This window comes from Arthrobacter sp. SDR-2R (assembly GCF_057747955.1).
Genome location: NZ_CM173231.1, coordinates 4,260,892 through 4,278,649 on the forward strand (window position 1 = coordinate 4,260,892; position 17,758 = coordinate 4,278,649).

Here is a 17,758-nt window from a genome sequence, read left to right on the forward strand (position 1 = left end):
GCCGAGAAAGTGATGGGGCGTCAGGAAGAAACCTGCAGAAAGTGATGGGGCGTCAGGAAGAAACCTGCAGAAAGTGATGGGGCGTCAGGAAGAAACCTGCAGGAAGTGATGGGGCGTTGTTCAGCTCCCCGAGTGGGCCTGCAGGAAGCTGTACACCTCGGTTTCGTCCACGCCCGGGAAGGCTCCCGGAGGCATGGCGGCGAGCAGGTGCGAGTGCGCTCGCGCTGAGGGCCACGCGTTGCCGGCCCACTGCGTGGCCAGTTCGGCTGGTGGCCGCTTGCAGCAGGTGGGATCCGGGCAGTTGGATGTGGCCCGCGCAGTGGTCTCCCGGCCGCGGAACCACTTCACGTGCTGGTACGGGACCCCGATGCTCAGGGAGAACTCCCCGGCGGCCGAGCGCTCGGTACGGGCGGTGCACCAGTAGGTCCCGGACGGCGTATCAGTGTACTGGCTGTACGCGCTGAACTTGTCCGGCACGTCGAACACCGCACGTGACGTCCAGGCCTTGCACGACGGCTGGCCCTCAATGGCGCCGGTATGGTCCTGAGGGAAGTTCACGCCGTCGTTCTCATACGCCTTGTAGATGATGCCGCTCTGGTGTGTCTTCTGGAAATGCGTGGTGATGCCCAGGTGCTTGGTGGCCAGGTTGGTGAACCGGTGCGCGGCGGTCTCGTAGGATACAGCGAACGCGTCCCGGATGTCCTCGACGGCGATTTCCTTGGCCGCCTTGGCTTTTTGCAGAAATTCCACGGTGGCCTGCTCGGGCAGGAGCAGGGCGGCGGCGAAATAGTTGGTGGCCACCCGCTGGGCCAGGAAGTCGCCGTAGTTCCGGGGCGTTTCGTGGCCCAGGACGTAGTGGCCAAGAGCCTGGAGCAGCACGGAGCGGGGGTCGTGGTCCTGCCGCTGGCTCTGGGTCAGGTAAATTCTGCGGTTCTTCAAATCCGTCACTGAGCGGGTGGAATGCGGCAAATCACCCACGTGGTGCAGGGTGAAACCGAGGTGCGCGGCGATATCTGCGATGACGTGCTGGCTCAGCGGACCGGTGGTGTAGCCCACCTCCTTGAGGACCTTCTGGGCCTCGGCTTCGTACTCCGGAAAGTAGTTCCCACGTTCCCGCATCATGGCCCGCAGTTCCCCGTTGGCGCGGCGGGCTTCCTCGGGGGTGGCCACCTGCTCGTTCATCTTCCGTTCGAGCTCATGCAGCAGCCCCACCTGGGCCTCCAGCACATCCAGCGGCAGCCTTGAGCTGATGCGGATTTTCGGCAGGTCCAGGGATTCGTAGAGCGGACCGCGCTGGTACCGTTCCAGCTCGATTTCCAGGGCGGCGCGGCGGCTGGGCGGCTCGGCCCCCAGCAGCTGGTCGATGGTGACATTGAGCGCCCCCGCGAGGTGCTGGAGCAGGGTCAGCTTGGGTTCACGCTTGCCGTTTTCGATCAAACTGAGCTGGCTGGGAGCGGTGCCGACGGCGGCGCTCAGGTCATCGAGCGTGAGCCGGGCTTGTTTGCGCAGATGGCGGACGCGGCGACCCAGGGCAATGACGTCCAGTTCCGGGGCGGCGGTGGACGACGGCTGGGAAACGTCCCTGTTCCAGCTTGAAGGTGACATTTCTGAAGAATACGTGAAGAACTGCATTTCTTTCCACCCTTTTTCTCTAGAAAGGGGGCTGGAAGTGCTGAAAAGTAGTGGCTACGGAAAGAAACACCGCACCGGAAAAGCCGGTGGGAACCGCAACGGCGCGGTTCCCACCTACCCCATCCGGAGCTCAATCAAGGAGATCAACGATGACCGCAGCATTTGAGCCCACCCAGCAGACGCCCGAACAGCAGGCCGCCGCCCTGGAGCTCGAGTGGGCCGCCAACCCCCGCTGGGAAGGTGTGACCCGGGACTACTCAGCCTCCGACGTCGTCCGTCTCCGCGGCCGCGTCTCCGAAGAGCACACCCTGGCCCGCCGCGGTTCGGAGAAGCTGTGGAAGCAGCTCACCGAGGAGCACAAGACCGGCGGATACACCAACGCCCTCGGTGCCCTGACGGGCAACCAGGCCGTGCAGCAGGTCAAGGCAGGCCTGCGCGCCATCTACCTCTCCGGCTGGCAGGTGGCGGCCGACGCCAACAACTCCGGCCACACCTACCCGGACCAGTCCCTCTACCCGGCCAACTCCGTTCCCACGGTGGTCCGCCGCATCAACAACGCCCTGCTCCGGGCGGACCAGATCGAGTTCTCCGAGGGCATCCAGACCGTCGAGGACTGGATGGTGCCGATCGTCGCGGACGCCGAGGCCGGCTTCGGCGGTCCGCTGAACGCCTACGAACTCATGAAATCCATGATCCAGGCCGGCGCGGCCGGCGTTCACTGGGAGGACCAGCTCGCCTCGGAGAAGAAGTGCGGCCACCTCGGCGGCAAGGTGCTGATCCCCACCCAGCAGCACGTCCGCACCCTGAACGCCGCCCGCCTGGCAGCCGACGTCGCCGGCACCCCCACGGTCGTCATTGCCCGCACTGACGCCGAGGCAGCCACCCTGATCACCTCCGACGTCGACGAACGCGACCAGGAATTCATCACCGGCGAGCGCACCGCCGAGGGCTTCTACAAGGTCCGCAACGGGATCGAACCCTGCATCGCCCGCGCCAAGGCCTACGCCCCGTACTCCGACCTGATCTGGATGGAGACGGGCACCCCGGACCTGGAACTGGCACGCAAGTTCGCCGAATCCGTCAAGGCCGAGTTCCCGGACCAGATGCTCTCCTACAACTGCTCGCCGTCCTTCAACTGGCGCAAGCACCTGGACGATGCCACCATCGCCAAGTTCCAGCGCGAACTCGGCGCCATGGGCTTCACCTTCCAGTTCATCACCCTGGCCGGCTTCCACGCCCTGAACTACTCGATGTTCGACCTCGCCCACGGCTACGCCCGTGAAGGCATGAGCGCCTACGTCGAGCTCCAGGAAAAGGAATTCGCCTCCGAATCCCGCGGCTACACCGCCACCAAGCACCAGCGCGAAGTCGGCACCGGCTACTTCGACACCATCTCCACGGCGCTCAACCCCAACGCCTCCACCCTCGCCCTGGTCGGATCGACCGAAGAGGGCCAGTTCCACTAACGCTTACGACGGCGGCGCTTCCGTCCGGCCTTCGGACCGGCATCGCTCTGCCTGCTATGCCCCACGTCCGGCCTTGGGCTCGTAGAACTCGCCGAGGCCGGACGCAGGGCCCCTTTTACGCAGGCTGCCACGACACCGGCTCCTCGGCCTCGTGCCTCAGTCGCCACCCTGCTGCTACCCGCCGTCGAACTTCCCTTTCGTCTTTAAGGAGACTGAGATGAACAGCTTTACTGACAGCTTTACGATCAATGGCATTACCTTGACCGCCCAGCCCATTTGCCGGCAGGACGAGGTGCTGACTCCGGACGCCCTCTCCTTCATTGCCAAGCTGCACCGGGCCACCGCTGAGCGGCGGCAGGAGCTGCTGCAGGCACGGCGGGCACGGCGGGCCGACATTGCCGCCGGGGCGGACCCCCGCTTCCTGCGGGAGACCGAGGAGATCCGGAATGATCCGTCCTGGCGGGTGGCTCCCCCGGCACCCGGGCTGGAGGACCGCCGTGTGGAGATCACCGGCCCGGTGGACAAGAAGATGACCATCAACGCCCTGAACTCGGGCGCGAAGGTGTGGCTCGCGGACATGGAGGACGCCTCCACCCCCACATGGCGGAACGTCATCAAGGGCCAGCTGAACCTCACCGACGCCCTGGAACGCCGGATCGACTTCACCAGCGAAGAAGGCAAGGAATACAAGCTCCGCCCCGCCGGTGACCTGCCCACCATCGTGGTCCGCCCCCGCGGCTGGCACCTGCCGGAAAAGCACATGCTCATCGACGGCCAGCCCATCGCCGGCGGCATCGTGGACTTCGGCCTGTTCTTCTTCCACAACGCCCGCCGTCTCCTGGCCCAGGGCAAGGGCCCGTACTTCTACCTGCCCAAGATCGAGAACCACCTCGAAGCCCGGCTCTGGAACGACATCTTCATCCTGGCCCAGGACCTGCTCGGCATCCCGCAGGGCACCATCCGCGCCACGGTGCTCATCGAAACCATCACCGCGGCCTTCGAAATGGAGGAAATCCTCTACGAACTGCGCGACCACGCCTCGGGCCTGAACGCCGGCCGCTGGGACTACATCTTCTCCCTGATCAAGAACTTCCGCACCCGCGGCCCCCGTTTCGTCCTCCCGGACCGCGGCCAGGTCACCATGACGCAGCCGTTCATGCGCGCCTACACCGAACAGCTGGTCAGGGCCTGCCACAAGCGCGGCGCCATGGCCATCGGCGGCATGGCCGCGGCCGTTCCCAACCGCAAGGACCCGGAAGCCAACGCCAACGCACTCGAAAAGGTCCGTGCGGACAAGACCCGCGAGGCCAACGACGGCTTCGACGGTTCCTGGGTAGCCCACCCGGACCTGGTGCCCGTCTGCCGCGAAGTGTTCGACGGCGTCCTGGGCAACAAGCCCAACCAGCTGGACCGGCTCCGCGAGGACGTCACCCCCGATGACCGCGCCCTGATTAACGTGGCCGCCACCACCGGCACCATCACCGAACAGGGCATCCGGAACAACATCGAAGTGGGCATCCGCTACATCGAGTCCTGGCTGCGCGGCAACGGCGCGGTGGCCATCCACAACCTGATGGAGGACGCCGCCACCGCCGAGATCTCCCGGTCCCAGCTCTGGCAGTGGATCTACGCCCGGGCCATCACGGACCACGGCGAGATCATCAGCCACGAATGGGTGGAGGAACTCCTGGACGAGGAATTCGCCCGGCTGGAGCGCTTCGACGGCGACCGCTTCGAGGACGCCCGGGACATCTTCGAAGAAGTAACGCTGGCCCGTGAGTTCCCGTCCTTCCTCACCCTCCCCGCCTACGCCCGCTACCTCACCGAGGCCCGCGAAAAGGCCACCGTCGAGGAGCTGGCCGCAGCCTAGCCAGGGACCAGCACCACACACTTCCGTCCGCCGGGCCGGCACGCCCTCCGCAACAGGCCCCCCGAAATCCGGGGCGCCGGCCCGGCGACGGAGCAACCGCCACACCCCCGCTCACTTGGTGCGGGAAAACCAAGACGCCCGCTCACTTTCCCAAAGAAAGTGGGCGGGCGTTTGAGTGGCGGAACGTTCGACGGCGGACGCCCGCCTCAGCGCCCTTTCGGCACCTTCCGCACAGACAGGGTAGTGCTGACGAAGAAGGCCAGTACCGACACCAGGATGACCAGCAGTGCGGGAGTCCATGATCCCGAGCTGTCGTGGACGAAGCCCACCAGCGGCGGGGCCACTGCGGCGAGGCAGTAGCCCAGGCCCTGGACGGTGGCGGACATCCGGCCGGCGGAAGCCTGGTCGCGTGCCAGCTTGATGATGGCGATGAAGATCAGGGTAATGCCGCCGCCCTGCGCAATGCCGCCGGACGTGGACCACAGCCACCAGAGCTCAGGCAGCAAAAGCAGCCCGAGGGGAACCGCCAGCCACAACGTACCCAGGGTGACCGCCACCGCCGTCGTACTCATGTATTTGGCCGCGAAGGGCACGCCGAGGCCGCCCACGATGGCCAGGATCTGGAAGATCGAGGACGCGGCGCCCGCCTCGGACGTGGACATGGCGAGCTCGTCGTGGAGGTAGCTGGGCAACCATGCCGTGACGCCGTAGTAGGAGAACGCCTGGCCGCCGAAGCCGGCCGTGAGGCCGAAGGTGGTCCAGCCCGAACCGGCCGCCCGGGGCAGCGGCGCGTCCCCGCCGTCGTCCCCCGATACCAGGAACGCCGTCCGCGGTCCCACGGCCAGGACCCACACCACCACCGCGGCGACTGCCAGGACGGCGACGGCGGCCAGGGCCAGCCTCCACCCCGTCACGGCCGCCAGCGGGGCCATGGCCACCGAGGTCAGGAAGGACCCGATATTCAGGGCGGCGGTGTAGATTCCCATCGCTGTCCCCTGCCGGCGCGGCGCAAAATCACGGCGGATGATCAGCGGCACCGCGATGTTCCCCACGGTGATGGCCAACCCGATGACCACCGTGCCGGCCACCACCAGCACCGGGCCCCCGGCGGAGCGCACCAGCACGCCCGCCAGTACGCCCAGGATGGTCAGCGTGACCGCGAACTCGGCCCCGAATTTCCGGGCGGCCAGGGACGCCAGCGGAGCCGCGAGCGAGAAGCAGAGCACCGGAATGCTGGTGAGCAGTCCCAGCAGGACCGGCGAAAAGTGCAGTTCCGCCTGCATGGGGTCCACCAGGGGCGCGACGGCGACGAAGGGGCCGCGGAGGTTCAGCGCCAGCAGGCCGATGCAGGCCAGCAGGACCCAACTCTTCGGGACACGGGAGAGGACGTGGCCGCTCACAGGGGCAAAATCGGGAATGGGCGTGGATTCATCACTCCCATTGCTATCATGCCCGGCGTGACGGGAGTTTCAGGCACCCTGCCATACGATGAACGTGACCCAAGGACGTAGGACACCGCGAAGGACAGCCATGACGCACCGCCTTGCCATCCTCGACGACTACCAGGACGTGGCCCACGGCTTCGCCGACTTCGCGTCCCTGGAGGCGAAGGGTGTCACCGTGACGTCCTACCGGGAGCCCTTCACATCCCCGGATGCGCTGGTGTCGGCGCTGGCAGACACCACCATGGTCATCGCGATGCGCGAACGGACGGCCTTCCCCCGTGAGGTGTTCGAAAAACTGCCGGCGCTTGAGCTGCTGGTCACCACCGGGATGGCGAACGCCTCCATCGACCTGGCGGCAGCTGCTGACCACGGGGTGACGGTGTGCGGTACGCCGGGTTCGCCCTCCGCTGCGCCGGAACTGACCTGGGCCCTGCTGCTGGCTATCGCCCGGCACCTGCCGGCGGAGGAAAACTCGCTCCGGGCGGGTACCTGGCAGTCGACGGTGGGGGTGGAGCTCGCCGGCAAAACCCTGGGCATCGTGGGTCTGGGGAAGATCGGCCGGCGGGTGGCCGCCTACGGGCAGGCGTTCGGCATGGACGTGGTGGCCTGGAGCCAGAACCTCACGGCTGAGGACGCCGCACAGGCCGGCGCCCGGCTGGTGTCCAAGGAGGAGCTCTTCACGGCAGCCGACGTCGCCACCCTCCACCTGCGGCTCTCCCCGCGGTCCGAGAACACCGTGGGCGAGGCCGAGCTGCGGCTGCTGGGCCCGGACGGCATCCTGGTGAACACCGCCCGCGGCCCGCTGGTTGACCAGGACGCGCTGGTCACGGCGCTGAACCAGGGGTGGATCCGCGGCGCCGCCCTGGACGTCTTCGACCAGGAGCCCCTTCAGGCCGGCCATCCGCTCCTGGCCGCGCCGAACACCGTGCTCTCCCCCCACCTGGGCTACGTCACCCAGGAAAGCTACCGGCTGTTTTACGGCGGCGCCCTTGAGGACATCACCGCCTGGCTCGCCGGCGCCCCCATCCGGACCCTCACCGCCTGACCTGGAAGAAACGCATGACCCACACCATCCGCAGGGCAACAACGGACGACGCCGGCCCGCTCGCCGCCCTGGCTTCCGTCACCTTTCCGCTGGCCTGCCCGCCGTCGTCGTCACCTGCCGACATCGCCGCGCACCTGGCCAACACGCTCAGCGAGGAACACTTCAAGGGATACCTCGCGGACCCGGACACCACCATCCTGGTCATCGACGCGGACGGCCGGCTCAACGGCTACAGCCTGCTGGTGGACCGGCCAGCCGCGGATCCGGATGTGGCGTCCGTCCTGACCCTGCTGCCGTCCGTGGAAATCAGCAAATGCTACGTCCACCCGGACTACCACGGACTGGGCGCCGCCGCCGAACTCATGCATGCCAGCCTGGCGGCTGCCGCAGCGTCCGGCGGCGCCGGGGCATGGCTGGGTGTCAACAGCCAGAATGCCCGCGCCATCCGCTTCTATGAAAAGTCCGGCTTCCGGAGGGTGGGTACCAAATCCTTCCGGCTGGGCAGCACAGTGGAGCATGATTTCGTGCTGGAGCGCGCACTGCCGTAGCGGTCCAGGTCCTTGATTAGCAGCGCCGCTGTCAGTGCAGCCTGCTGGCGTTCGCGCCGGCGCCCACCCTTTCCACCGGGTAGGCCAGCGGCGGACGCGGTTCGTCCAGGAGTTTCAGCCCCGGCGGGAGACCGTCGATGGTGCCGGTGGATCCGGCGGCGCTGATGGTCACCCGGCTGCTGTCCAGCAGGACGTTTTCCGCCCGGAACGAGCCCACGGACTCCGGCAGGATCGGTGCGAGGTGCACCACCCCGCGGGTGAAGACGGGGTCGAACCGGAGCAGGATCCGGGCGAGCTGCACCGGCGCGGCCGCAGCCCAGGCTTGCGGTGAGCAAGCGGTGGGATACGGAACGGGGCCGGGAAATTCGCCGCGGTCAAAGCCGCAGAACAGTTCCGGCAGCCGGCCGTCAAAGTGCTCGGCAGCGTCGAGGATGCCCATGGCCACCCGCCTGGCTTCGTCCACGAATCCGTAGCGCATCAGCCCGGTGGCCACCAGCGCGGTATCGTGTGGCCACACCGAGCCGTTGTGGTAGCTGACGGGGTTGTAGGCGCCCATGTCCGACGCCAGCGTGCGGATGCCCCAGCCCGTGAACATCTGCGGGGACATCAGGTTCTCCATGACGGACGTGGCTTTGTCCTCGTCCACCACCCCCGTCCATAGGCAATGGCCAATGTTGGAGGTCAGCGCATCAACATGCCGCTTGTCCTTGTCCAGTGCCACCGCGAAGTACCCCTTGTCCGGCAGCCAGAACTTCTTGTTGAACTCCTCCTTGAAAGCTGCCGCCTTTCCGGCCCAATGCTGTTCCAGCCCCGAATCGCCGCTCCAGTGGGCCAGCAAGGACCTGCCCAGGTAGGCGGAGTACACATAAGCCTGGACCTCGCAGAGGGCGATCGGCGCCTCCGCGATGGTCCCATCCGCGAAGTTGATCCCGTCCCAGGAGTCCTTCCAGCCCTGGTTCACCAGGCCATGGTCGTTGGGACGAAGGTATTCCACAAAGCCGTCGCCGTCGCGGTCGCCGTACTTTTCGATCCATTCCAGGGCCCGGTCCGCGTGCGCCAGCAAGGGCTGGATCGCATCCCGGGAGAGCCCCCACCGGCTCAACTCGCCCAGGGTGGAGACGAACAGGGGGGTTGCGTCGACGGTGCCGTAATACGCGGTGCCGCCCAACGACAGGCCGGCGGTGACACCAAGCCTGACCTCGTGCGGTATGCGGCCGGGTTCCTCCTCTGAATCCGGGTCAACCTTCTTCCCCTGGATCCCGGCCAGGGTCTGCAGCGTGCCCAGCGCAAGGTTCGGGTTGACCATCAGGCTCATGTAGGAAGTCAGCAGCGAATCCCGTCCGAACAACGCCATGAACCAGGGCGCACCTGCGGCTACGGCCGCGCGGTCGGGGTGATGGGCGTCGAAGATCCGCAGGGCACCAAGATCGCTCTGGCTCCGGTTGAGCACGTTCTGGAAGCTTGCGTCCTCGACGCTGATCCGCGGGACGTTCTCTTCCCAGGCCAGATGCCGCCGCACACCTTCCCGGTGGTGCGGAAGCTGCCCTTCCTTGAAGGGCTTTTCCGGCGCCTCCCCGTTCACCAGCGGCACCACAATCACGCTGGTGGCCCATTTGCCCCGGGCAGGGACGGTGATGTGAAAACGCAACCCGTCCGTGTCCACCTCTGCACCCCGTGCCCCGATGGCGGAGCCCCGCTGCTGGCCATGCCGTGATGCCTCGATGATGAGCTTTCCATCCACCACGGTGCGCGTTGTATCGTCCGGGCCGGTGGTCCGCCCGCCCTTAACGTCGAAGAGATCGGCCTGATCCGCATCCACGAGGAGTTCGATGTCGCACTCAACAGGCTCCGCCGCGTAATTCTCCAGGCTGATGTCATCCTGCAGGCCGGGCCCGATGTGGCGGACCTGACGGACCACCAACGGGCTGTCGAACCTGCCCCCGGGCCACGCGGCACGGCCAACGAACGTGGCCTCGAACGGATGCGGCCGCTGGGCAGACAGCGGCTCCCGCATCGAGCCGTTGATGCGCAGCACCCAGCGGGAGATGATCCGGGTGTCCTGGAAGAACGCGCCGTTCGTGCCGGCGTCTGGGCTGATGTCACCGGTTCCGGCCGATATGCAAAACGAAGAACCCTCCAGGACGGTGACGGCGCCGACGTCCGACCCGGAGGCCTCGTTGTCTTCGTTCCAGGCGGTCATGAAGGACTCCCTTCTCAGGCGATTTGCTGCCGGGGAGCCGGAAGGCCGCCCGCCCCCTTAACGATTTTGGTGCACGGGCGCGGCATCCGGAACCCCTCCGGGCAATCTGCCCGCCAGCAGTTCATCAAAGAGCCTCAGGTGCTGCGCCACCATCCGTTGGGCATTGAACCTCTCCTCCACTGATGCCCGGCACCGTTCCCTGCTCAAGCCGGCTGCTGCCTCAACGAAGCCGGGCAAATCCTCTGTCTGCCCCAGGAAGCCCGTCCGGCCATGCTCCACGATCTCGGGCGCTGAACCGATGCGCGTCCCGACGACGGGAGTGCCCGTGGCCAGCGCCTCGATCATCACCAGGCCGAACGGTTCGGACCACTGGATGGGGTTGAGGAAGGCCGTGGCCTCGCCCATCAGGCGGTACTTGGCGGCATCGTCCACTTCCCCCACGAAATCCTCGTTTGGGCCCAGCATGGGCTCGATGACCTCCCGGAAGTAGCGGACCTCGTCCTTCTCCCGCATCTTGACCGCTATCTTCAGGTGCATGCCCACCCTGCGGGCGATCGTGATGGCCTCAAGCAGCCCCTTGTCATGGCATGCGCGCCCCACGAAGCACAGGTAACCGCCGCGGCCGCTTCCCACCGGGACAGTGGAAACGTCCATGCCGTGATGGATCACCTGGGTGACGGGAACCTCGGGAGCGTGTGAAGCCTGGTCGCGGGAGATCGCCACGATTGCCACATCCGGCGCCATGGCCCGGTACAGGTCCTCTGCCTGCTTGTGGAGCGGGCCGTGGATGGTGGTGACCACCGGAACCTTGGCCGGACGGTGGGCGTAGAGCGGGCCGGCGAGCGTATGGTCGTGGATGATATCCACGTCCTGCAGCCCCTTGTAGGCCCGGATCACGTGGCTGAGTTCGGACATGGTTGAGCCAAGCTCGTCCCGGGACGCCGGCCGCATGCCCGGCATCAGCGGCACGGGGCATGTGCTTTCGGAAGGGGCGGCGAGCAGGACCTGGTGTCCGGCGGCCGCGAAGCCACGCGCCAGGGTGTCCACCACCCTTTCGATGCCGCCGTAAGTCAACGGAGGGATGGGAATCCAGGGTCCCGCAATCAGTCCAATTCGCATGTCTGGCCTCCAGGGAAGGGGCCCGAGCTCCCCAGCCGCCAGGCGCATCAACCCGCGGGACCGTTGGGGTCCCGTGGTGTTCTCATTTTGTTTGGCGTCTGCTTCACCTAACTCCGACTATTGCCCAGGATTGCCCCGGCCACAAGAGCGGATGTGTGCCATCTCATAAGGCGCCGGCGGAATGGCCGCAGGCGCGGCCCGGTTGTGCAAGGCATGAAGATTGAGATCTGGTCTGACGTTGCCTGCCCGTGGTGTTTCATCGGGAAGCGCCGGTTCGAGGCGGCCCTGGCAGCATTCCCCCACCGTGACGCCGTTGAGGTGGTGTGGCGGAGCTACCAGCTGGATCCCACCCTGCCGGAACACTACGACGGGACCGAGCTGGAGTACCTGAGCAGCCGCAAGGGCATGCCGTCACGGCAGGTCGCGCAGATGTTTGAGCACGTGGCGGAGCAGGCAAAAGGCGAAGGCCTGGACTACCGCTTCGACAAAGTGGTGGTGGCCAACAGCTTCACCGCGCACCGCCTGATCCACCTTGCAGCGGCGCACGGCCGGCAGGATGCGGCCAAGGAGCGCCTCCTGAGCGACCACTTCGAGCACGGCAAGGACATCGGCAGCCGGGAATACCTGTCCTCCCTCGGCAACGATCTTGGCCTGCCGTCCGATGAGGTGGAGGAGCTCTTCACCACGGACAAGTACACGGACGAGGTCCGGTTCGACGTCCAGGAGGCACAGGGCCTGGGCATCAGCGGCGTGCCGTTCTTCGTGATCGACCGCAAGTTCGGGCTGTCCGGAGCCCAGCCGGCGGAGACGTTCACCGCCGCCCTCGCCCAGGCCTGGCAGGCTGCCAACCCGCTGGTCCTGGTCAACTCCTCCGACGGCGGCGCCTGCGGCCCCGACGGCTGCGCGGTGTAGCGCCTTTTACTGACACATCGCGGTAAAGTGTCTGCATGCCCAGGATTTCAGCGGCCAGCAATGCCGAACAACGCGCGGACACCCAGCGGCGCATCCTCACCGCTTTTGGGGAACTCCTCTTCACCCATGGCCTCCCGGGGTTGACCATGACAGACGTGGCCAGGCATGCCGGGGTGGGCCGCACGGCCGTCTACAACTACTACGCAGACATCGAAGAACTCCTGATCTCCTACGCCCTGGATGAGACCGAGAAGTTCCTTTCCGACCTGCGTGAATCGTTGGCCCGGCTGGAGAACCCCGTGGAACGGCTGGCCCTGTACGTCCGCGCCCAGGTGGTTGACCTCAGCCGCCGCCACCTCCCGCCCGGACCTGCCATGGGGGCGGTGCTGTCGCCGTCGTCCTTTGCCAAGCTCTCGGACCATGTAGGCGAGCTGAGCGTCCTGTTGCAGGACATCCTGCGCGACGGCATGGAGCAGGGGTACCTGCCGGTGGCGGACGTGGGCCAGCAGTCCCAGCTGATCCTGGGGACCCTGTCCTCCAGTGCGGCCAGGGGCAGCGACGAGCCGGCCGAGCTGGAAGCCCGCGTGGCCAGGACGGTGCGCTTCATCCAGTTGGGTGCGGGTGCGCGGTTCGACGACGACGGGCGGCCCATCCGGGTGGCGCAGCTTCCGCCAGCGGCGCAGCTTCCGGCAGTGGCGCAGCTTCCCGCAGTGGCCGGCTAAGGACCGGCTGGCTGGAGGTCAGGCCGCGGGGGTGACAGGCAGTCTGTTGGTGTCCGCTATGCGCCGGCTTTCCCGGGGGCAGCTGAGCTTTCCCGGCGTCTGGTCCACCAGATCCGGCGGGACCAGTGCCTTGTAGTCCTGCGCCAGGATCACGTCCACGCTGGCGTCGGTCCTGCCGTCCTGGAAGTAGTCCGACCCCGGCACGTTGCGCTGCACGGTGAATGCCGCCGACTGTCCGCCCGCACCTGACACCACGGCCGCCACACCCCGGTAGCCGGCGTTGGTATTCGAGACGTTCCCCACCACGAACTTCCGCGCCAGGAACTCGTCCGCCACCGAGCGCGCCAGCCCGGCCCTGGTGGTGGAGTTGTAGACGTTGAGGTTGATCTTGTCGTTGGGTACGTAGTCGAACATGGAGGCCGGGCAGGAGGAAACCGGTGCCGGGGCGGGCTCGGCGGCGGGGATCTTCAACCGGCCGTTGATGATGGCCATGGCAATGATGATGCCTGCGGCGATCAGGCCTGCCAGGAGGACCAGCACCACCCCGTGCAGCACGCGGCGGCGGACCCGGGCGGTCTCATCGGCATCCGCGGCCGCTTCCATGGCGGCGCGCAGCTCAGGGCCGGAAACAACATGGTGGCCATGAAGGACACTCGGGTCCTTCGGCCGCCCCCTAGCCATCGAGCACCAGGACCCGGGCGTGGATCGCGGTGCGCTGGTGCAGGGCGGTCCGGACCGCGCGGTGCAGGCCGTCCTCGAGGTAGAGGGTCCCCTTGTACTGCACTACGTGCGGGAACAGGTCGCCGAAAAATGTGGAATCCTCCGCCAGCAGCGCTTCCAGGTCAAGGGTGCGCTTGGTGGTGACCAGTTCGTCCAGCCGGACCGGTCGCGGCGGCAGCGACGCCCACTGCTTGGGGGTGCTGTAACCATGGTCGGGGTAAGGGCGGCCCTCGCCCACAGCTTTGAATATCACCATGCCACAGTAGGCACCGCGCTGCCCCAGCGAAAGTGGCAGGGCGGACCGGCGCCAGGTTGTAGCCAAACAGTGACCATATGCCATGCGCCCCGGCCGTAGGGCGGACACACAGCGGCAGCGCCTGCCGTGCTGACAGAATGGAACCATGACAGTATCCGAGTCCCTGCCGCGCCCGTGCCCGGAATCCGCCAGCCGTCCGCGCCGCCGCTGGCGCTCCTGCTTGACGTGGACGGCCCCGTGGCCAGCCCGCTGACGCGGGACGTCAAACCGGACATCATCCTGGACCTGGTGGCGCTGGCCGCAGCCGGCATCCCCGTCATTTTCAACACCGGCCGTTCCGACGCCTTCATCCGCGAGCAGGTCATGGAACCGATGATCGCCGCCGGCATTCCAGCCGGAACTGTCATCCATGCCGTCTGCGAAAAGGGTGCGGTCTGGTTCAGCTACACCTCTGCCGGCCCCGGCCCCATCCACGTGGACCGGGAGCTTGCCGTTCCGGCGGCGTACGGCGACGACATCCGCCGGCTGGTGGCGGAGGACTATGCAGCCCACATGTTCTTCGACGAAACCAAGCGCGCCATGGTGTCCGTGGAGCAGCACATCGATGTGCCCAGCGCGGACTACCTGGCCGAGCAGAAGCTCTTCGACGCCGAGGCCATGGCGCTCATGGGGCGCCACGGGCTGGGCGTTGTCCGCCTGGACCACCACGCACCGAACTCCGACGACGAGGTGGACTACCGCGTGGACCCCACCATCATTTCCACGGACATCGAGTCGGTGCGGCTGGGGAAGGATCTTGGCGCCAGCCGGGCGGTGGAGCTGCTGGCGGCCCAGGGCATCACGCCGCAGGCGTGGCGGACGGTGGGCGATTCCCGCACCGACTACGCCATGGCGGACTGGCTGCACCATAACGACCACCCGGTGAAGCACGTGGATGTGCGGCCGGCGGACGGTGTGCCGGCCAAGCCCTATCCGGTGCTGACCGCAGCGGACCTCGGGCTGGAGGAAACAGTGATCCACGACGACGCCGGCGGGGCCTTCCTGCGCAGCTGGCGTGAGGCGCTGGACGCCTGAGCCCCTGCCGGGCCGCCGTCGAAACGTCGCCAAGGGGCTTCAACCGGGCCCCGAAACCTTCCGTTACTCCAGCAGGACTATCATGCAGTTAAGAATGCCCACTTCCACCAGCTCGGAGACAACCATTACAGAAGCACCGGTCCAGGACGAGGTCTACTACGGCGGCCAGGCGTCCGTGGAGGAACAATTTCACGCCGAGATCACGTCTCCGGCGGCAGAGCAGCGGCTCAGGCACCGCCCCGATGTCATCCGGCACAAGGGCCGTTTTGCCCTGATCAATGACACCAGGACTCCGTACCAGGCCATGGTGGAGGACCTGCTGTTCCTCCGCAATGTCCTGGCGAACGCGGGCCTCAACTATCTGCTGGTCCGTGGCAACAACGACCGCCCTGTCCTGGCCCTGGACTGGAAGGACCGGAAGAAGCTCCGGGCCGCCCTGGTGGAGGCGTGCCGGGACGAGCCCTTCTATTCCATGACCGTGGACGCCAAGAAGAAGACGTCTGTCCTGGTGGCCGACGGGGAGCTCTCGCCCAACCGGCAGGGCCGCATCTTCCGCCTGTACCGGCCCCGGGTGGAGCCGGTGGGCGGCTTCGAGTTCGGCGCCTCTGCCGGGGTGCAGATCGAACTCTGGTCCTTCGAGGGCGAGGAACTCATCCTTCCCATCGAAAACTCGCTGACCCGCAGGACCCTGCTGCGCCAGGACGCCGTCCGCGGCACCGTGGAACGCTACGGCCACACCTGGCCCACCATCGAGAACATGTTCGCCGACCACGCAAGCGACATCAGCTTCGACATCGACCTCGTCTTCTCCTGGGTGGACGGAAGCTCCCCGGAATACATTGCTGCCCGCCGCGCGCAGCAGCAGGGCGTCGTCCTGGGCGAAGGTGACGACCACGAGGCCCGGTTCCGGCAGATCAATGAACTCAAGTACGCGCTGCGGTCCGTGTACATGTTCGCGCCGTGGATCCGCCGCATCTTCATCGCCACCGACTCCCCCGCGCCTGCCTGGCTGGCAGAGCACCCGTCGGTCACCATTGTCCGCAGCGAGGAGTTCTTCGCGGACCCCTCCGTGCTGCCCACCCACAACTCCCAGGCCGTGGAGTGCCAGCTGCACCACATCGAAGGGTTGTCCGAGCACTTCCTCTACTCCAATGACGACATGTTCTTTGGCCGCCCCGTGGGCCCTGACATGTTCTTCACGCCCGGCGGCATCACCAAGTTCATCGAGGCGGAAACCAGGATCGGCCTGGGTGAGAACGCCGCTGAGCGCAGCGGGTTTGAGAATGCCGCCAGGGTGAACCGCAAGCTCCTGTGGAACCGGTTCGGCCGGATTACCACCCGCCACCTGGAGCACACCGCCGCGCCGCTGCGGCGCAGCGTGGTGGCCCAGATGGAGGAGGAGTTCCCCGCGGAGTTCAGCAAGACGGCAGCCAGCCGCTTCCGCGCTGCGGACAACATCTCCGTGACCAACTCGTTCTACCACTACTACGCACTGCTCACCGGCCGGGCCGTTACACAGACAGCCGCCAAGGTCCGCTACGTTGACACCACCATGCGCTCAGGGCTGAAATACCTGCCCAAGCTGCTGGCCAAGCGGAACATGGACTTCTTCTGCCTGAACGACGGGAGCTTCCCGGAGATCAGCGCGGACGAGCGCGCCGAAGTGGTCACGGACTTCCTGGAAAGGTACTTCCCCATCAAGGCGCCCTGGGAGAAGTAGCCCGGTCCAGGCTGTAGTCACCGCCTGGTGGACGCTCCGAGCTTGGCGTTGCCGCGCTGCTTGGTGGTCTCCGGGATCCGGATCCCCGCAGCCTCCAGCCGCCGGGCCGTTTCCTCGGGTGACACGTACTCGCCCACCGTTGGTGAAGCGCCCAGCGGGACCACGGAGTGCACGATGGTGTGCTCGTAGACGTGCACCAGGTTGAAGGCCTGGCCGCCGTCCTGCCCGCGCGTGCCTCCTACCGGGACGTTCAGGTCCTGGGTGTAGCAGGAGGCGGAAGCGACCGAGACGGGGACGCCGGCGAAGCTGGCCGTAGTGGAGTAGTGCAGGTGGCCGGCCAGGATGGTGCGGACGTCCGAGTTGCGGACCACTGCCTCCAGCGAGGCCTGGTCGCGCAGTTCCACAAGCACGGAAAGGTCAAGCACGGACGGGACCGGAGGGTGGTGGAGGGCCAGGATGGTGCCGTCCGGGGCAGGGGTTTCCAGCTGCCGGGCCAGCCAGTCCAGCTGGGCGCCGCTCAGTTCGCCGTGGTGGAAGCCCGGCACAGTGGTGTCCAGCGTGATGACGCGCAGCCCATTGATGAAGTAGCTGTGGTCCACCGGCTCGTCGCTGCCGGGCTGGTCGAGCAGGCCCTTGCGGAAGTTGGCCCGGTCATCGTGGTTTCCCATGGCCCAGATGACCTGGGCGCCGAGCTCCTTGCAGGCAGGGTCCACAATGGCCCGCAGTTTCACGTAGGCCCGGGGATCGCCTTTGTCAGCGAGGTCGCCGGTGAAGATGACGGCTTCCGGCCTTGCGCCGGATGCTTTGACTTCGTCGAAGAGCTGGATGAGCCTGGCTTCGCTGTCGACAGTTCCGTAGAGGGGGTCTGGACCTCCCAACAGGTGGGGATCGCTCAGGTGGAGTAGGAAGTGGCGTGGCCGGGGGTGTTCGGCCTCGATGTGCTCCATTGCTACCTCTATGGTCGGTGGGAAGCCGTTCTTCCCTTGTACCCTTCAGTAATATTTATCCAATCAGACATTTGGCAAACTT

At 66.6% G+C, this 17,758-nt stretch carries 16 protein-coding genes; 9 read left to right on the forward strand and 7 right to left on the reverse strand.

Features of this window, described 5'->3' with window-relative positions:
- Positions 1 to 120: 120 nt before the first annotated feature.
- Positions 121 to 1,632 carry a helix-turn-helix transcriptional regulator gene (locus AC3ANU_RS19590; protein ID WP_056392189.1) on the reverse strand — a complete coding sequence of 504 codons (1,512 nt, stop codon included), beginning with the start codon at positions 1,630 to 1,632 and terminating at the stop codon, positions 121 to 123.
- Positions 1,633 to 1,669: 37 nt separating this feature from the next.
- Here AC3ANU_RS19590 and AC3ANU_RS19595 point away from each other — a divergent pair, with 37 nt between their 5' ends.
- The 3 genes from AC3ANU_RS19595 (at position 1,670) to aceB (ending at position 4,968) form a co-directional block, all read left to right on the forward strand.
- Entirely contained in the window at positions 1,670 to 1,798 is a 129-nt protein-coding gene (locus AC3ANU_RS19595; RefSeq protein WP_488315117.1) for a hypothetical protein, read from the forward strand.
- Positions 1,782 to 3,098, forward strand: a complete 1,317-nt coding sequence (aceA, locus tag AC3ANU_RS19600) for an isocitrate lyase (protein ID WP_018770809.1) — start codon at positions 1,782 to 1,784, stop codon at positions 3,096 to 3,098. Before AC3ANU_RS19595 ends, aceA begins: the two co-directional genes overlap by 17 nt.
- Before the next feature lie 217 nt (positions 3,099 to 3,315).
- Entirely contained in the window at positions 3,316 to 4,968 is a 1,653-nt protein-coding gene (gene aceB / locus AC3ANU_RS19605) for a malate synthase A (RefSeq protein WP_488315118.1), read from the forward strand.
- A gap of 206 nt (positions 4,969 to 5,174) precedes the next feature.
- Here the strand turns inward: aceB and AC3ANU_RS19610 are convergent, their stop codons facing one another.
- Positions 5,175 to 6,368, reverse strand: coding sequence for an MFS transporter (locus AC3ANU_RS19610; RefSeq protein WP_018771875.1), 1,194 nt, complete (start codon positions 6,366 to 6,368; stop codon positions 5,175 to 5,177).
- A gap of 130 nt (positions 6,369 to 6,498) precedes the next feature.
- Here AC3ANU_RS19610 and AC3ANU_RS19615 point away from each other — a divergent pair, with 130 nt between their 5' ends.
- The gene (locus tag AC3ANU_RS19615) at positions 6,499 to 7,458 is read left to right on the forward strand and encodes a D-2-hydroxyacid dehydrogenase family protein (protein WP_488315119.1); all 960 of its coding nucleotides are present in this window, start codon (positions 6,499 to 6,501) and stop codon (positions 7,456 to 7,458) included.
- A gap of 14 nt (positions 7,459 to 7,472) precedes the next feature.
- Positions 7,473 to 8,006, forward strand: coding sequence for a GNAT family N-acetyltransferase (locus AC3ANU_RS19620; protein WP_056392192.1), 534 nt, complete (start codon positions 7,473 to 7,475; stop codon positions 8,004 to 8,006).
- 31 nt (positions 8,007 to 8,037) lie between these two features.
- Here AC3ANU_RS19620 and AC3ANU_RS19625 read toward each other — a convergent pair whose 3' ends face one another.
- Positions 8,038 to 10,206 (reverse strand): amylo-alpha-1,6-glucosidase, encoded by a 2,169-nt coding sequence (locus AC3ANU_RS19625; RefSeq protein WP_488315120.1) that lies wholly within the window; start codon positions 10,204 to 10,206, stop codon positions 8,038 to 8,040.
- Positions 10,207 to 10,263: 57 nt separating this feature from the next.
- On the reverse strand, positions 10,264 to 11,325 hold the full coding sequence (locus tag AC3ANU_RS19630) for a glycosyltransferase family 4 protein (protein ID WP_488315121.1): 1,062 nt from the start codon (positions 11,323 to 11,325) through the stop codon (positions 10,264 to 10,266).
- A 213-nt stretch (positions 11,326 to 11,538) separates the two neighbouring features.
- Between AC3ANU_RS19630 and AC3ANU_RS19635 the strand changes: the two genes are divergently transcribed.
- Together AC3ANU_RS19635 and AC3ANU_RS19640 are read left to right on the forward strand one after the other, a co-directional pair.
- A complete protein-coding gene (locus AC3ANU_RS19635; protein ID WP_056392197.1) occupies positions 11,539 to 12,237 on the forward strand; it encodes a DsbA family oxidoreductase in 699 nt (232 codons plus the stop codon).
- A 35-nt stretch (positions 12,238 to 12,272) separates the two neighbouring features.
- Complete coding sequence (locus AC3ANU_RS19640) at positions 12,273 to 12,959, forward strand: TetR/AcrR family transcriptional regulator (protein ID WP_134165163.1); 687 nt, start codon at positions 12,273 to 12,275, stop codon at positions 12,957 to 12,959.
- Positions 12,960 to 12,977: 18 nt separating this feature from the next.
- Here AC3ANU_RS19640 and AC3ANU_RS19645 read toward each other — a convergent pair whose 3' ends face one another.
- Both AC3ANU_RS19645 and AC3ANU_RS19650 read right to left on the reverse strand, forming a co-directional pair.
- Positions 12,978 to 13,640: a LytR C-terminal domain-containing protein gene (locus AC3ANU_RS19645; RefSeq protein ID WP_056392200.1), complete on the reverse strand. Its 663-nt coding sequence runs from the start codon at positions 13,638 to 13,640 to the stop codon at positions 12,978 to 12,980.
- Positions 13,633 to 13,932: a type II toxin-antitoxin system VapB family antitoxin gene (locus tag AC3ANU_RS19650; RefSeq protein ID WP_026266165.1), complete on the reverse strand. Its 300-nt coding sequence runs from the start codon at positions 13,930 to 13,932 to the stop codon at positions 13,633 to 13,635. Before AC3ANU_RS19650 ends, AC3ANU_RS19645 begins: the two co-directional genes overlap by 8 nt.
- A gap of 177 nt (positions 13,933 to 14,109) precedes the next feature.
- On the opposite strand from AC3ANU_RS19650, the gene AC3ANU_RS19655 reads away from it, so the two are divergent.
- The gene (locus AC3ANU_RS19655; RefSeq protein WP_488315122.1) at positions 14,110 to 15,009 is read left to right on the forward strand and encodes a hypothetical protein; all 900 of its coding nucleotides are present in this window, start codon (positions 14,110 to 14,112) and stop codon (positions 15,007 to 15,009) included.
- 94 nt (positions 15,010 to 15,103) lie between these two features.
- Complete coding sequence (locus AC3ANU_RS19660) at positions 15,104 to 16,729, forward strand: stealth family protein (protein WP_018771865.1); 1,626 nt, start codon at positions 15,104 to 15,106, stop codon at positions 16,727 to 16,729.
- Positions 16,730 to 16,746: 17 nt separating this feature from the next.
- Here AC3ANU_RS19660 and AC3ANU_RS19665 read toward each other — a convergent pair whose 3' ends face one another.
- The gene (locus tag AC3ANU_RS19665) at positions 16,747 to 17,676 is read right to left on the reverse strand and encodes a phosphodiesterase (RefSeq protein ID WP_018771864.1); all 930 of its coding nucleotides are present in this window, start codon (positions 17,674 to 17,676) and stop codon (positions 16,747 to 16,749) included.
- Positions 17,677 to 17,758: the final 82 nt, after the last annotated feature.